Genomic DNA, 14,644 nt, shown 5'->3' with positions numbered 1-14,644 from the left:
TGGGCGAACGCCGTCCAGCACGCAATACCTGAGCGTCGTGGTAGGATTGGCGCGTGGAGGAGGTCCACGTCTTCAAGGTCCTGGCCGACGCCACCCGCTGGCGGATCCTCGGCTACCTCGAGGATCCCGTCCAGGTCTGCGACCGCCACGACGCGGGGATCTGCAGCTGCGACATCGAGATGACCCTCGGGCTCGCGCAGGGCACCGTCAGCCACCACATGCAGCAGCTCGTCGACGCCGGCCTCGTGCGCGCCGAACGCCGCGGGCGCTACGTCTACTACGAACTCGACCGCGACCGGTTCCAGGAGCTCGGTGCGCGGCTCGGCGCGCTCGGCGGCCGCGAGGCCGGCGCCTGACGCCGCTCAGGCGTCGTCGCGCACGCCGGCCCGGCGGACCGCCGCCACCTCGTCCTCGTCCAGCGCCGCCGCGCCGGCCGCGCCGAGCAGATCCCGCGTTCCGCCGCCCGGCGTGCCGGCCGGTGGACCGACGACCGAACGACCGCCGCGCAGGCTCTGCCGCACCAGGATGCGCAGCAGCACCGCCACCGACACCCCCAGCTCCTCCGCTTCGGCGCGCAAGCGCGCCGCATCCGCCTCCGGAAGGCGGACGGTGAACGGCGTCAGGCGCGTCTTGGACGACATGACGCCAGGGTAGCACCGGCGCGGTGCGCTCCGCACCGCAGCCCCGGTCGGGGCGTCAACGCAGGATCGCCAGGAACACCCCCGCCGCCACCGCCGACCCGATGACCCCCGCCACGTTCGGCCCCATCGCCGCCATCAACGGGTTCACCCGCCCCTGCGTGTGCTCGCTCACGAACCCCTGCACCACCCGCGCCGACATCGGCACCGCCGACACCCCCGCCGCCCCCAGGCACGGGTTGATGCGGCGCTCCGGCGGCAGCGCCACGTTCACGGCCTTCGCGAGCAGGATCCCACCCGCGGTGCTGGCCACGAACGCCACCGCCCCCAACACCAGGATGAACACCGTCTCGAGCGCCAGGAACGAGGCGCCCGCCATCGTCGAGCCCACCACCAACCCCAACAGGATCGTCACGACGTTGATCAACGGCCCCGCCGCCGTCTTCGCCAGCCGGTCGGTGACGCCCGACTCCCGCAACAGGTTGCCGAACAACAACAGCCCCACCAACGTCGCGGCGGCGGGGATCAGCAACGACACCAGCACCGTCGTGACGATCGGGAACAGGATCACCGCCGTGCGCGACACGCGCCGCGCCTCCCCCACCGGGATCGCCCGCTCCGCCGGCGTCGTCAGGGCCCGCAACACCGGCGGCTGCAACACCGGCACCAACGCCATGTAGCTGTACGCCGCGACCGCCACCGCCCCCAACAACTCCGGCGCCAGGATCGCCGTCAAGAAAATCGAGGTCGGCCCGTCGGCCCCCCCGATGATGCCGATCGACGCCGCCTCCTCCGGCGTGAAGCCGAACAGGTAGTGCGCCCCGAGCGCCGCGACGAAGATCCCGACCTGCGCCGCCGCCCCCAGGATCAACGTGAACGGCCGCGCCAACAGCGGCCGGAAATCGGTGAGCGCCCCCACCCCCAGGAAGATCAACGGCGGCAGCAGCTCCGTGCGGATGCCCGCCTCGTAGATCAACTGCATCAGGGGCAGCTTCCCCTCCCCCGCGACCGCGGTGCTCGACGCCGCCAGGTCCGCCCCCGGCAGGTTCGCCAGCACCGCCCCGAACCCGATCGGCACCAACAACAACGGTTCGTACTTGTAGCGGACCGCCAGGAAGATCAACACCCCGGCGACGACGAACATCACGCCGTTCCGCCACGACAACGCCAGCAGCCCGCTCCCCGCCAGGAGTTCGCTCCACGCCTCCACGTCAGCCCCCGACCGTCACGATCGCCACGTCCGGCCCGACCTCGTCGCCCGGCCGCACGTCGACCGACGCGATCACGCCCGCCACCGGACTGCGGACGTCGTGCTCCGCCTTCATCGCCTCCACCGTCGCGACGACCTGCCCCTCCGCGACCGCCTCGCCGATCCCCACCCGCACCGCGAGGACCTCCACCGTCCCCCCGAACGGCGAGTGCACCGGCGTCGCCGGCCCCCCCGCGGCCGGCGCCGGGGCGGCGTCCGGCACGGGGGCCGGAGCCGCCTCCGGCGCCGCGCCCGGCGGCGCCAACGTCACGTCGAACGTCCGCGTCGCACCGCCCTCCGTGACCGTCACCCGGCGCGTGACCGGCGTCGTCCACGGCGCCGCGGACCCCGACGCCGGCCCGGACGCCACCTCCGCGCCCTCCGGCGTCCGGAGCGGCAGCTTGATCCGCGGCCGCCCCTCGAGCAGCCGGATCCCCTCGTTGAGGTCCATCGCCTTGCCCGGCACGATCGCCGCCGCCACCAGAAAGACGTGCTCGTCGGTCTCCGGCAGGCCCCGCGCGCGAAGCGCCTCGCGCGCCGGCGCCAGGCCGTCCTCCGCCACCTCCGACGGGTCGCCGTCGAACGGCGCGAGCCCCAACTGCTCCGACGCGATCCGCACCACCTCGGGGTCGGGCGGCTCCGGCGGGCGCCCGAAGTACCCCAACACCGACCGCCCGTACCCCGCGTCGATCTTCGTCCATCGCCCGTACAGCACGTTGTCGAACGCCTGCAACCAGTACTGCTGCGAGCCCGGCGTCACGCTCGTCCAGGCCCCCCCGGCCTCCACCACCACCGGGAACTCCGCCAGAACCTCCGCGTACCGGTCCAGGATCCCCGCCTCCTTCATCATCAACACGTTCGGACCGATCGCGCCCCCCGGCATCGGGAAACCCACCACCCGCGCGTCCGCCGCCAACGTGATCGGGTCGAACGCGTAGTCCGCCAGACCCGCCTCCAGCTCCCCCTCCACCGCGCCCACCGCGTCCGCGTCGAGATCCAGACCGTAGCCGGTGCCCTTCAGGGCGTGCGCGACGCTGCGCACGTCCGGTTGCGACGTCCCCGACGCCAACGGCCGGACCGACAGGTCGACGCCGTCCACGCCGCCGTGGATCGCCGCCATCGTGCAGGCGACCGCCATCGACGCGGTGTCGTGCGTGTGGAACCACACCGGCACCTCCGACCCCGTCAGGGCCTTCACGCGCTTCGCCGTCTCGTACACCGTCGCCGGGTCGGTCGTGCCCGACGCGTCCTTCAGGGCGATCGAATCGATCCGCACGTCGCCGTCCAGCAGGCCTCGCGCGACGTCGGCGTAGAAGGCGGGCGTGTGCACCCGCTCCGACGCGTACGGCAACCCCATCAACGCCACCGTCGCCTGGTGGTGCATCCCCGCCTCCACGATCGGCCGCCCGGTCGCGAGCAGGTTCCCGACGTCGTTCATGAAGTCGAAGTTCCGGTCGATCGTCGTCCCGTGCTTCGCCATCAACCGCGCCTGCAACGCCAACGCCTCCGGCGTCTGGCTGGTCAACGTCACGCCGGAGATGCTGCGCGTCAGGATCTGCAGGTCCGCGTCGGGACCGACCGCGGCGCGCATGGCGTCCATCGCCTCGAACGGGTCTTCGCCGACGTAGAAGAACGGCGCCTGGAAGCGCGCGCCGCCCCCGAACTCGAAGTGCCGCACCCCCGCCGCCGACGCCGCCTCCATCGCCGGGAGGACGTCCGCGACGCGCACCTTCCCCCCGAACACGCTCTGCAGCCCGTCGCGGAACGCCGTCAACATCACCGCCACGCGCTTCGGGCTCGACGCGTGGATCATCGCGGCCCCCCCTCGTGCACCTCGCGCACCGCCGTCACGCGCGCACCCGGCGCGACCTGCTCGACCGCCCGGCGGATCGCCGCCTCGTACGCCGGGTCCGGCGCCGCCTCCGCGGCGCGCGGGTTCGCGTCCGCCGGGAAGACCCGCACGAGCGCCGCGAGGACGAGCGCGAGCGCCGACAACAGCACGACGACCGCCGCGAAGGCGTTGAGCGAAAGCATCCACAGGTCCGGTTCGTTCACGGTGCGCCTCCCCTGCACGGCGCCCGGCGCCGCGACGTGGTTCCGACCATCGTAGCCCCCGGCGCGACGGCGCGTGGCCGCAGCGGCGGACGCACGCGCTCCGCTCAGGACACCCGGACGCCGGGCTCCATGGCGATCTCCCGGTCGGCGAGGTCGCGCATGAACGCCAGGTCGTGGAAGATCCCCAGCATCGTGGTGCCCTCCGCCTTCAGGCGCCCGAGCAGGTCCGCGACCTTGCGTTTGCTGGGCGCGTCGAGGCTCGCCGTCGGCTCGTCGAGAAGCAGGATGCGCGGCCGCTTCACCATCGCCCGCGCGACGTTCAGCCGCAGCTTCTCCCCCCCGGAGAACGTCTGCGGGTAGGTGTCCCAGAGCGCCTCGGGCAGCTCGAAGTGCGCCAACAACCGTTCGGTCTCCGCCGCCGCGGCGTCCACCGTCGCGCCCGCCTCCAGGGCGGCGGCGGCGACCACGTCGCGCGCCGTCGTGCGCGGCACGACGCGCAGGAACTGGCTGACGTAGCCGATCTCGCCGCGCCGCAACGCCAGCACCGTGCGGTCGTCGGCCTCCGCCAGATCCACCTCGCCGAACCCCGCGGAGCGGTAGCGGATCGATCCGCTCTGCGGACGGTACGTGCGGTACACCAACTTCAGCACCGTCGACTTGCCGCTCCCGCTCCGGCCGGTCAACCCCACGAAGGCGCCCTCCTCGACGTCGAAGCCGACGTCCTTGACCGCCTCGATCCGCGTTCCGAGCGCGTGCACCGTGAACGTCTTCGTGACCGCCTCCAGCCGCAGGATGGGCGGGCTCACGTCCGCCCCACCGCGCCGCCCCGGGGGCGTGCGCCCGCCTGGGGCGTCCCGAGCTCGGACCGGCGGACGCGGGCGTGAGGGTGGGGGCGGGGGTCGTGGTCCATGGTCCCTCCGATCAGGGGTGCGTGCGGTAGCGGGCGCGGTAGACCGGCGCCCCGGCGGCGAAGGCGTCGGTGACGGCCGGCGAGCCGTCCCCGAGGACGTGCACGGCGATCAGGTCCGCGCGTAGGCCCGGCACCAGCGCGCCGGTCTCGTGATCGATGCGGGTCGCGACCGCGGCGTTCGTCGTCGCGAGCCGCACGAAGCGGGCGAGGTCGCCGCCGTGCCGAGCGTGCAACGCGAAGATCGCGCGCAGCAGGGCGGCGGGGTAGTAGTCGCTGCACAACACGTCGACCGCCCCGTCGAGGACCGCCGCCTCCGCCGACAGGTTCCCCGAGTGCGACCCCCCGAGCAGCACGTTGGGGGCGCCCGCGACCGTGTGCAGGCCCTTCGCTCGGGCGTAGCGCGCAACGTCGAGGGTGATGGGGAATTCGCTGATCGTGGTCCCGAAGCTCGCCGCGAGGTCGACCTTCGCTTCGCCGTCGTCGTCGTGCGACGCGACCGCCACGCCGTGCTCCGTCGCCACCCGCGCGAGCGCGGCGAGGGTGTCGGCGTCCAGCAGCGCGCGGTCGCGGCTGCGGGCGATCAGCGCGTCGACGCCCGCATCGTCGAGGGTCCCGTAGCCCTTCACCGCCTCCCGGAACGCCTCCAGGTCGCGGTACTGCCCCTGGCCGGGGGTGTGGTCCATGAACGACAGCAGGTGCACCTTGCCGGCCCGGAGGTAGCCGGCGAGCTCCTCGACGCGGCCGGCGTCGTCGATCTCCAACCGGGCGTGCAGGCGGTGATGCAGCACGTGCTCGAACCGGTGCGAAGCGTGCACGACGTCGATCAACGCCCTCGTCGGCCCCGGCCGCCGCACCGGGTTCGTCGCGAAGGCGTCGAACCCGTACAGCGCGAGGCTGTGGAACATCGTCGTGATGCCGTGCGTGATCAACTCCCGCTCCGCCTCGCGCAACGCGAACCGGAAGTTCAGCATCGCGGTCGGGCGGGGCGCCGCCATGTGCTCGATGTAGTCGGCGTGGACGTCGATCAAGCCCGGCAGGAGGTACGCGCCCGCGAGGTCGACGTCGACCTCGTCGGCCTCCGAGGGGGCCGCCTCGACCGCCTCGACCGAGGCGACGTGGCGACCCTCGACGCGGACGACCGCGCCGTCGAGGACGGCGTCGGGCGTGACGACGCGGCCGCCGTGCAGGCGCCAGCGGCGGGGCGCGTCGTCGACGGCGGCGCGGGTGGGGGCGAGGTCGCGGGTCATACCAGCGAGTACACGAGCTCCTGGGTATAGGGGTGTTGGGGGTCCTCGAGGATCTGATCGGTCAGGCCGCGCTCGACGACGACGCCGTCCAGCATCACGAGGGTCCGGTCGGCGAGCATCCGCACGACCGCCAGGTCGTGCGAGACGAGCACCATCGCGACCCCCAGGTCCCGCTGGATCGTCTTGACGAGGTCCAGGACGCGGGCCTGGACCGACAGGTCGAGCCCCGTCGTGACCTCGTCGAGCAGCACCAGCGGGGGGCGGGTCGCGAGCGCCTTGGCGATCTGCACGCGCTGCTGCATGCCGCCCGAGAACCGCTGCGGCGGCTCGCCGACGCGCGCCGCGGGGATGCGCGTCGCGTCCAGCAGCTCCCGGGCGCGCGCGTCCATCACGCCGACGCGGCGCTCACCGGCGGCGATCATCTTCTCCGCGACGTTCGCGAGGGCGCTCACCTGCATGCGCAGGCCCGCCGCCGGGTGCTGGTAGACCTTGCCGAGCAGCTCGTTGCGGATGCGCCGGCGCGCCCGCCGGTTGGCGTCGAACACGTTCGCCGCACCCCCCTCGTACCCCGCCAGGTAGGCCGCGCCGGACGTCGGGGCGTCGTCGAACGCCAACGCGTTCAGCAGCGTCGATTTGCCGCTCCCGCTCTCCCCGACGATGCCGAGCACCTCGCCGTCGTGCACCTCGAACGATACGTCGCGCACCGCGTGCACCGCCCCGCAGGCGGGACAGCGGTTACGGTCCAGCGCCGCCCCCTCGCCACGGCAGGCGGGACACCCCGCGCCGTAGCGCCGGTGCAGCCGCTCGACGCGCAGCACCGGCGCACTCACGGCCCGCCCCCCGACGGTGCGGCGCCCACGCGCCGCGCGCGGCATTCGGCGGTGTCGTTGCACAGGAACGTCGCCGTCCCGTCGTCCCCCTCCACCTCGTCGAGGAACACGCCGGTCGCCCCGCACGCCGCGCAGGCGCGCCCCGCGACGTCCTCGACCCGGAACGGGTGGTCGTCGAAGGCCAACGAGGCGACGTCGGTGTGAGGCGGCACCGCGTAGATCTTCTTCTCCCGGCCCGCCCCGAGCAGCACCAACGCCTCGGCCCGGTGCAGCTTCGGGTTGTCGAAGCGCGGGACCGGGCTCGGTGCCATCACGTAGCGCCCATCGACCCGCACGGGGTGATCCGCACCGGCCGATGCGTCGCCGTGCCGCACGATCCGCTCGAACAGCTGCAGGTACGCCCCCGCGTAGTCCGCTTCGGCGTGCAGGCGTTTCGTGACGCTCTCGCGCGGCTCGACCCGCCGCAACGGCTCGGGGATCGGCACCTGCAGCACGAGGATCTGGTTCCGCCGGAGCGGTCGCTCGGGGATGCGGTGCCGCGACTGGACGAGGGTCGCTTCGCCGGTGTCCTCGCACGTCGCGACGCCGGTCGTGGCCTGCACGAGGGCCTTGATGTTGACGGCGTTGACGCTTTCGTCGCTGCCCTGGTCGATGACCTTGAGGACGTCGTCGCGCCCGATCAACGCCAACGTCAGTTGCAGCCCCCCGGTGCCCCACCCGCGCGCGATCGGCATCTCGCGCGACGCGAACGGCACCTGGTAGCCGGGGATCGCCACCGCCTTCAACGCCGCGCGCCGGATCTCGCGCTTCGAGCCCTCGTCGAGGAAGGCGAAGTTCGCATCGACGCTCACGGCGTTCCCTCCCCGTCGGTGGGCGCGTCGGGGGCGTCGCCCGCGACCCCCGCGTCGTCCGCATCCCCTGCGCCCCCCAACGCCGCGGCGCGGGTGCGCCGCACCGCATCGAGCTCCGACTGGAACGTCACGTAGTGCGGGAGCTTCAGGTGCGAAATGAAGCCGCTGGCCTCGACCGCGTCGACGTGCAGCAGCACGAACTCCTCGTCGTGCGTCGGGGCGCGCGGGTCGGGATGCTCGAGCGTCTGGTCCAGCAGGCTCATCGCGATCGCCTTCGTTTCGTTGCGCCCGAAGCAGGCGCCGTAGCCGAGGTCGAAGCCGAGCGCCGTGCGCTCCGCGTCCTGCGGCCCCGCGGCGGAGACCGCGACCGGGACGACGGTCTCCACCTCGGTGAGGCGGACCGTCCCCAGGTAGTGGTCCTCCTCCGGGTCGTCGATCTGGTCCGCGACGGCGTCGGGGTCGGGCACACTCAGGGGTTGCCGGCCCACCCGCAACTCCCCGACGGTCGGGTGGAGCATCGGCCCGAACCCGCGCAACGAGGCGTACCCGAGCGCCGTCACGACGCCGGTCTGGCCGCGCGTAAGGACCTGCAGCCGGCGGCTGCGCCCCGCCGGGAACGACAACGCCGCCTTCGTGACGTCGCCCGGCGCACGGTCGTCGTCGGCGCGAGCCTCCATCAACCCCTCGGTCCGGAGGTAATCGAGGACCTTCGGCAGCGCGTCCGACGCGCCGTCCGGGCCCTCCCCGGCCTCCGCGTCCCCACCCTCCGGGGTCCCGACGGCCGACGCGGCGGCTTCCGCTTCGGCGCGCCAGCGGGCCAGCCACGCCCGCGCGTCCGCGTCGGTTTCAAAGCGCAGGTCGGGATCGAGGAGCCGGTGGACGTAGTCATAGCTCGCGCCCAACAGCTGTCCGCCGGGCACGTCCTTGAACGTCGCGGAGATCCGTCGCTCGACGTGCATGGGGCGCGTGTCGGCGGTGCGGGTGTGGTGGAGACGTGGCAGCGTCGAGCGGAACGCGCGCAACAGGAATACCGCCTCCTCGGGGCTGCCCTCCGCCTGCTTGAGGGCGAGCGCGGCGACGTCCTCGTCGTAGAGGCTCGCTTCGCTCATCACCTGATCGATCGCCCCGCGCAGGCCCGCCCGGACGTCCGCGACGTCGAGGACGCGTCCCTCCGCCAACCGCTCGTACGTCAGGCGCGCCTGCGACGCGACGATCGCGTCGCGGCCACCCTTGACGGCGACGTACCCCACTCAGGGCCCCCCGCCGGCGATCGGGTGGCTGCTGCGCGGGATCGCGGCGATGCGGTCCTCGGCGTCCAGGAGCAGGACGTCCACCCCGAGCGGGACGTCCGCCACCGCCGCGTCGCGGGCCGGCGCCCAGGCGTGGGGGTGCGCGACCCACACCGACCGCGTCCCGTCGACGCCGGGCCCCTCGAGGCGGTACCCGGTCGCGCCGGCCGCCTCCGCACCGCGCGGGCCGTCGCCGTACAGCCGCTCGACCGCCAGCAGCACCGTCGCCCCGAGGTGGGGGTCCTCGAGCGTCCCGCGGCGAGCGGTGCGGAGGAGCGGCGCGGGATCGCTCGTGGGGTCGGGCACCAGGACGTGCCCCGCGTCGTCGAGGGGAACGACCGGAGCGCCGGTCGCTTCGCGCACCGCCCGCGCGAACCCCGCCGGGGCGTCCGCCGCCACCGCGAACGGGGCGTCGGCGTCGAGCAGCGTGCGGGTGACGACGCCCCACGCCCCGCGCGGGGCGGCGCCCTCCGGCCCGGGGAGGCGCCGCGCGATCGGTGCGAGGTCGTGCACGGTGCCGGGTCGCGCGAAGGCGTCGAGCAGCGTCCGGAAGGCGGCCTGCAGGTCGTGGACCGGATCGAAGCTCACGTGGGGTCCTCCTCCTGCATGACGTCGAAGCGGACCTTCGTGCGGCGCAACACGGCGGCCTCCGCCGCCCGTCGGGCGGCCAGCCGGGCGTCCTCGGCGCGCAGGCGCGCCGCCCACGAGGCGGTCTCCGGCAGGCCCGCGCGCAGGGCGGCGTCGACGACGGCGAGGTCGGTGGCGGCCGCCGGGTCGTCGCCCCGGATCAGGCCGCGCCCGAGGGTGCCGGCGACGCGGGCGGTCGCCTCCTGAATCAGGACCTCCCCCATCAGGAAACGCGTGCGCTGCGCCGTCTCGCGCAGGTCGATCATCGCCAACCCCCGCGTGGCCGGCGGTTCCTCGGTCGCGTACGCCGCGCGGATCTCGTCCGCGAATGCCCGCCGCAGCGCGGGATCGCCCTCGACGAGGACGCGGGTGCGTTCGCGGCGGGGCCACGCGGCCGCGGAGGCCCCCTGCGGTCGTGTCGCGTCGTCGTGCACGTCCGGACTCCCTTCTCCGTCCCGGCGGAGGGTACCGCCCCGGGCCGGGCCGACCTCGCCTGCGCGCCCGGCACCCCCGGCACCCCCGGGACCCCCGGGACGCGTGCGCTCACGTATACCGGCGTCAGGTCAGCGCCGTGCCACGACGTCGCGCCGGCACGGCCGGGCCCCCTCACGCCGACGCGTCCTCACGCGACGACCCGCAGCCGCCCGGTCGCGACCGGCGCGGCCCGCCCGGCGAGACGGAGGTACAGGTCCGGCGTGAGGGCCTCCACCACGCCCACCGCGAACGGCGGCCCGCCGGCGGCGGGCCGCACCTCGACCCGCCGCCCGAGGAACGCCGCGCGCGCCCGGTAGGCGTCCACCAGCGGCGCGGAGCCCCGCTCGACGAGCACGTCGCGCCACGCCGCCAATCGACCGAGGATCGCGAACGCCAGGTCGGCGCGGGCGCGGGGCGCGGCGAACGCCGCGTCCGCGTCGGCGAGGGCGACCGCCGGGAGGGCGTCGGGCGCGTCGAGCGTCGGAGCGACCGCGACGTTCACGCCGATCCCGATCCGCGCCGCCGGCAGCGCGTCCCCCTGCACGTCGGCCGCCACCAGCACGCCCGCCGCCTTGCGCATGGGCGCGCCCAACACCAGGTCGTTCACCCACTTCGTGCCGGGCGCGACCCGCCCCCCGCTCACCGCCTCGATCGCCTCCGCCGCCGCGACGCTGCCGAGCGCCGCCAGGCCGGCCTGGAGCGCCCGCGCCGGACCGCCCAGACGCAGCCGCACCGCCAGCTGGAGGTTCCCGGGTGGGGCGTGCCACGTCCGGCCGCGCTGCCCGACGAAGGTCCCCCCCAACGCCACGGTCGCGACGTCCTCGGGGGCGCCGGCCTCCGCGGCGTCGGCGAGGGCGGCGAGCTGCGGACGGTGGGCCTCGGCGGTGAGGACGAGCGGGCCCCGCAGGCCGGCGGGGCCCTCCCCGCGCCAGACGCGCGCGGTCCCGACGAGGGCGGCGTAGGCGGCGGCGTCGGGCGGGGGGAGGTCCGCCGACCTCCCCCCGCTCTCGTGCGGGGTGACGGGCGGCGCGAACGCCGCGAGGGTGGGGGGGGCGTCGGCGAGCACGCGCATCGCCCCAAGGGTACGCTTTGGGGGTGACGCAGCGCTTCGTGCAGGGCGTGAACTACTGGCCGCGGCGCAAGGCGATGGCGTGGTGGAGCGACTTCGACGCCGGCGAGGTCCGCGAGGAGTTCGCGCAGATCGCCGACCTCGGGCTCGAGATCGTCCGGATCTTCCTGCTGTGGGACGACTGGCAGCCCGACCCCGACCGCGTCCCGACCCGCCGCCTGCACGAGCTCGAAGCGACCCTCGACGCCGCCCACGACGCCGGCCTCCGCCTGGACGTGACGTTCTTCGTCGGGCACATGAGCGGCCCCAACTGGGTGCCGCGGTGGCTGCTGGACGACGCCGCACCGCTGCCCTCGCCCCGCCCGCGCGTGAGCGCGGGGCGGGCGACGACGGCGTCGTACCGCAACCCGTTCCACGACCCGGTCGCCCTCGCCGCGGAAACGACGCTTCTGCAAGCCGTGGTGGGCGCCTTCGCGCAGCACGACGCGCTGTGGGCGTGGAACCTCGGCAACGAACCCGACCTGTTCGCCCGACCGCGCGACGCGGCGGCGGGGCGCGCCTGGACCCGCCGAATGGTGGAGGTCGTCCGCGCCGTCGACCCGCACCACCCCGTCACGCTGGGGCTGCACGCCGACGCGCTCCTCGGCGAGGTCGGGCTCCGCCCGCACGACGTGTTCGCCGAGACCGACCTGGCGGTCATGCACGCCTACCCGGCGTACCTGTCGATGGCCCGCGGTCCGCTGGACCCCGACCTCGTGCCGTTCCTGAACGCCCTCACGCGCGCCCTGACCGGCGGGATGCCGGTCTGGATGGAGGAGTGGGGGGGCTGCACCGCCGCGCCGGGCGAACGCTCGCACGTCGCGACGTGGCCCGGCCCCGACGGGCCCTACACGCAGTTCATGGCGTCGGAGGCCGACCTCGCGGCGTACGTCGAGACGGTCCTCGCGAAGCTGGTCGAGGTCGGGGCGCCCGGGTCGATGACGTGGAACTACGCCGACTACGACCCCGCCCTCACCGACCGCCCACCGCTGGACACGACCGGGCACGAACGGACCTTCGGCCTGGTGCGCGCCGACGGCACCCCCAAACCCCACGCCGACGTCGTGCGGCGGGTCGCCGCCGACCCCCCCACCGTGCCCGAGACGCCCGCCCGCGTCGTCGACCTGGACGTCACGCCGGAGGCGTACCACGCCGATCCCGCCCGTCACGCCGCGCGGCTCTACCGCCGCTACCTGGAGCGCTACGACCCCGACCGGGTCGACGCGACGTTCGCCGGGAGCGACGCGTGAGCGCGCCGCTGCACCTCGTGCTCGGGACCGGCGCGCTCGGCGCCTGGACGGCGCGCGCCCTCCGGGCCAAGGGGCACGCCGTGCGGGCGGTGAACCGCAGCGGCGCCCGTCCCCCGCTCCTGCCCGACGAGGTCGAGGTCGTCGCGCTGGACGCGCGCGACGGCGACGCGCTGCACGCCGCCGCGGCGGGCGCCCGCACGATCATCGACGCCGCCGACGTCCCCGCGCCCGAGCGGACGGAGGCGCTGCCCGCGCTACGGGCGGCCGCCAGCGCCGCCGCCGCGGCCCACGACGCGACGCTCCTCGCCATCGAACCGCTCACCCTCTACGACCCCGCCCCGCCGGTGAACGAAGAGAGTCGCGTCGCGCCCGCCGGACCTCGCGGCGCCCTGCAGGCCCGCCTCGCGGAGGACCTCGCCGCGGCGCACGCCGCGGGCCGGGTCCGCGCCGTCACCCTCCGCACGGCGGAGGCGTACGGGCCCGGCGTCGCGCGCTCGTCGTTCGGGGACGCGCTGTTCGGTCCGCTCGAAGCCGGTCGGGCGGTGCGGTGGATCGGGGAACCGGACGTCCCGCAGGCGGTGGCGTACGCCCCCGACGTCGGTCGCGCCGCCGCGGAGCTCGCGACGTACGCGTCGGCGCTCGGGCGCACCTGGATCGCGCCGCACGCCCCCGCCGTCCCGCCGCGCGCGTTCCTGCGCGCCGCGGCGGAGGCCGCCGACCTCGACGCCCCGCGCATGCGCGCCGTCGGCCCGCTCGCGCTGCGCCTCGCGGCGTGGTTCCGGCGCGACGCGCGCGCGGCGCTCGAGACGCTGCCGGCACGGATGACGGCGTTCCACGTCGACGCCCGCCGCATCGACGCCGTCTACGCCCTCAAAGCCACGCGCCTCGAGCTCGGGATCGCCGCGACCGTCGCCTGGCGCCGCGACGGCACCCTCGAGGGCGCCGCGCCGTTCCTGCGCTGAGCGGGGGTCAGCGGGCGTCGCCGTCGGACAGCGCGGGCGGCACCTCGCCGCGCGCGCGGGCGGTCTCCCACGCCTCGCGTTCGCGGCGCCGCCCCTCCTCGAGCCCCTGCTCGTAGGCGCGCCCGCGGAGGTACGCCTCGCGCTCGAGGTCGGGGCCGCCCGCGCCGCGACGCAGCCCGACCCGCCCCGCGAGCCGGACCCCGATGAACACGCCGAGCGCCAGCACGGCCAGGAGCCAGATCCACATGCCGGCCAGGGTACCGCGCCGCCCCGTCCGCTGCCGAGGGGCGGCCCGACCGGACCCCCGGGAGGCGGTGCGCGGCCTGCGCACCTGCGCTGGTGTGGGGCATGGTGGACCGCGCCCTCCCGCGCCCGGCCGACGTGCGGTCGGCGGGGACGACGAAGCGCCCGGTGCTATCATCGCTAGCACACGACGTGGAACGGAGGCGCGCGATGGCGAGCCTGATCATCCGCAACCTCGACGACGCCCTGAAGGTCCGCCTGCGGACCCGCGCGGCGTCGCACGACCGCTCGATGGAGGCCGAGGCGCGCCTCATCCTGCGCGACGCCCTCGGGCCCGACCCGGAGCCCGCCCGCCTCGCCAGCCGCATCCACGCCCGCTTCCTGGAGGCGGGCGCGGCGGACCTCGAGCTGCCCGAGCGCAGCGACCCGCCCCGTCGCGGGACGGAGGAGGACGCCGCCTCGTGATCGTGCTCGACACCGAGGTGCTGACCGAACTCATGCGCGCGGAGCCGGACGACGCCGTCGTGCGGTGGCTCGACGCCTACCCTCTGCGCGAGATCGGCACGACCGCCGTGTCGGTCTCCGAGGTCCTCACCGGCCTCGGGACGCTGCCCGAGGGCGAACGCAAACGGGCGTTGTTGACGGCGGCCGGCGACGTCTTCGACGACTACTTCGCCGGCCGCATCCACCCCTTCGGCCCCGCGGAAGCCGTCGAGTACGCCGACGTCGTCGCCCGCCGGGAGCGCCTCGGGCGGCCGATCTCCCGCGCGAACGCGCAGATCGCCGCGATCTGCCGCACCCGCGGCGGGACGCTGGCGACGCGCAGCCCCGACGCGTTCGGGGACACCGGGGTCGACGTCGTCGACCCGTGGCAGGGCGGCGCCTGACGCCCGGCCGCGCCGCACGTGCCC

Annotated in this window: 18 protein-coding genes; 5 read left to right on the top strand and 13 right to left on the bottom strand. The window is 75.2% G+C overall.

What is annotated here, in order from left to right; all coding sequences use genetic code 11:
- Window positions 1-53 precede the first annotated feature (53 nt).
- Complete coding sequence (locus tag RI554_01695) at window positions 54-356, top strand: metalloregulator ArsR/SmtB family transcription factor (GenBank protein MDR9390725.1); 303 nt, start codon at window positions 54-56, stop codon at window positions 354-356.
- A gap of 6 nt (window positions 357-362) precedes the next feature.
- On the opposite strand, the gene RI554_01690 is transcribed toward RI554_01695, so the two are convergent.
- The 12 genes from RI554_01690 to RI554_01635 form a co-directional block, all read right to left on the bottom strand.
- On the bottom strand, window positions 363-641 hold the full coding sequence (locus RI554_01690; GenBank protein ID MDR9390724.1) for a ribbon-helix-helix protein, CopG family: 279 nt from the start codon (window positions 639-641) through the stop codon (window positions 363-365).
- A 55-nt stretch (window positions 642-696) separates the two neighbouring features.
- The gene (locus tag RI554_01685) at window positions 697-1,848 is read right to left on the bottom strand and encodes a sodium ion-translocating decarboxylase subunit beta (protein ID MDR9390723.1); all 1,152 of its coding nucleotides are present in this window, start codon (window positions 1,846-1,848) and stop codon (window positions 697-699) included.
- Between the two features lies 1 nt (window position 1,849).
- Window positions 1,850-3,700, bottom strand: a complete 1,851-nt coding sequence (locus RI554_01680; protein ID MDR9390722.1) for a biotin/lipoyl-containing protein — start codon at window positions 3,698-3,700, stop codon at window positions 1,850-1,852.
- Window positions 3,697-3,942, bottom strand: coding sequence for a hypothetical protein (locus RI554_01675; GenBank protein MDR9390721.1), 246 nt, complete (start codon window positions 3,940-3,942; stop codon window positions 3,697-3,699). Before RI554_01675 ends, RI554_01680 begins: the two co-directional genes overlap by 4 nt.
- Window positions 3,943-4,046: 104 nt before the next feature.
- Window positions 4,047-4,748, bottom strand: coding sequence for a phosphonate C-P lyase system protein PhnL (gene phnL, locus RI554_01670; GenBank protein MDR9390720.1), 702 nt, complete (start codon window positions 4,746-4,748; stop codon window positions 4,047-4,049).
- Window positions 4,749-4,863: 115 nt separating this feature from the next.
- On the bottom strand, window positions 4,864-6,099 hold the full coding sequence (locus RI554_01665) for an alpha-D-ribose 1-methylphosphonate 5-triphosphate diphosphatase (GenBank protein ID MDR9390719.1): 1,236 nt from the start codon (window positions 6,097-6,099) through the stop codon (window positions 4,864-4,866).
- Window positions 6,096-6,929 (bottom strand): ATP-binding cassette domain-containing protein, encoded by an 834-nt coding sequence (locus RI554_01660; GenBank protein MDR9390718.1) that lies wholly within the window; start codon window positions 6,927-6,929, stop codon window positions 6,096-6,098. Before RI554_01660 ends, RI554_01665 begins: the two co-directional genes overlap by 4 nt.
- The gene (locus RI554_01655; protein ID MDR9390717.1) at window positions 6,926-7,780 is read right to left on the bottom strand and encodes an alpha-D-ribose 1-methylphosphonate 5-phosphate C-P-lyase PhnJ; all 855 of its coding nucleotides are present in this window, start codon (window positions 7,778-7,780) and stop codon (window positions 6,926-6,928) included. The genes RI554_01660 and RI554_01655 overlap by 4 nt, the downstream gene beginning before the upstream one ends.
- A complete protein-coding gene (locus RI554_01650; GenBank protein ID MDR9390716.1) occupies window positions 7,777-9,030 on the bottom strand; it encodes a carbon-phosphorus lyase complex subunit PhnI in 1,254 nt (417 codons plus the stop codon). The genes RI554_01655 and RI554_01650 overlap by 4 nt, the downstream gene beginning before the upstream one ends.
- Window positions 9,031-9,657, bottom strand: coding sequence for a phosphonate C-P lyase system protein PhnH (gene phnH / locus RI554_01645; GenBank protein MDR9390715.1), 627 nt, complete (start codon window positions 9,655-9,657; stop codon window positions 9,031-9,033).
- On the bottom strand, window positions 9,654-10,130 hold the full coding sequence (locus RI554_01640; protein MDR9390714.1) for a phosphonate C-P lyase system protein PhnG: 477 nt from the start codon (window positions 10,128-10,130) through the stop codon (window positions 9,654-9,656). Before RI554_01640 ends, phnH begins: the two co-directional genes overlap by 4 nt.
- A gap of 188 nt (window positions 10,131-10,318) precedes the next feature.
- Window positions 10,319-11,242, bottom strand: coding sequence for a hypothetical protein (locus RI554_01635; GenBank protein ID MDR9390713.1), 924 nt, complete (start codon window positions 11,240-11,242; stop codon window positions 10,319-10,321).
- A 23-nt stretch (window positions 11,243-11,265) separates the two neighbouring features.
- Between RI554_01635 and RI554_01630 the strand changes: the two genes are divergently transcribed.
- Both RI554_01630 and RI554_01625 read left to right on the top strand, forming a co-directional pair.
- Window positions 11,266-12,528, top strand: a complete 1,263-nt coding sequence (locus RI554_01630) for a cellulase family glycosylhydrolase (protein MDR9390712.1) — start codon at window positions 11,266-11,268, stop codon at window positions 12,526-12,528.
- The gene (locus RI554_01625) at window positions 12,525-13,490 is read left to right on the top strand and encodes an NAD-dependent epimerase/dehydratase family protein (GenBank protein ID MDR9390711.1); all 966 of its coding nucleotides are present in this window, start codon (window positions 12,525-12,527) and stop codon (window positions 13,488-13,490) included. The genes RI554_01630 and RI554_01625 overlap by 4 nt, the downstream gene beginning before the upstream one ends.
- Window positions 13,491-13,497: 7 nt before the next feature.
- On the opposite strand, the gene RI554_01620 is transcribed toward RI554_01625, so the two are convergent.
- Window positions 13,498-13,737, bottom strand: a complete 240-nt coding sequence (locus tag RI554_01620) for a hypothetical protein (protein ID MDR9390710.1) — start codon at window positions 13,735-13,737, stop codon at window positions 13,498-13,500.
- A 188-nt stretch (window positions 13,738-13,925) separates the two neighbouring features.
- Here RI554_01620 and RI554_01615 point away from each other — a divergent pair, with 188 nt between their 5' ends.
- The gene (locus RI554_01615; GenBank protein MDR9390709.1) at window positions 13,926-14,198 is read left to right on the top strand and encodes a hypothetical protein; all 273 of its coding nucleotides are present in this window, start codon (window positions 13,926-13,928) and stop codon (window positions 14,196-14,198) included.
- A complete protein-coding gene (locus RI554_01610; GenBank protein ID MDR9390708.1) occupies window positions 14,195-14,620 on the top strand; it encodes a type II toxin-antitoxin system VapC family toxin in 426 nt (141 codons plus the stop codon). The genes RI554_01615 and RI554_01610 overlap by 4 nt, the downstream gene beginning before the upstream one ends.
- Window positions 14,621-14,644: the final 24 nt, after the last annotated feature.

This window comes from Trueperaceae bacterium (assembly GCA_031581195.1).
Classification (GTDB): domain Bacteria; phylum Deinococcota; class Deinococci; order Deinococcales; family Trueperaceae; genus SLSQ01.
The sequence above is the reverse complement of the archived record's forward strand: the minus strand, read 5'-3'. Positions and strand labels throughout refer to the sequence as shown.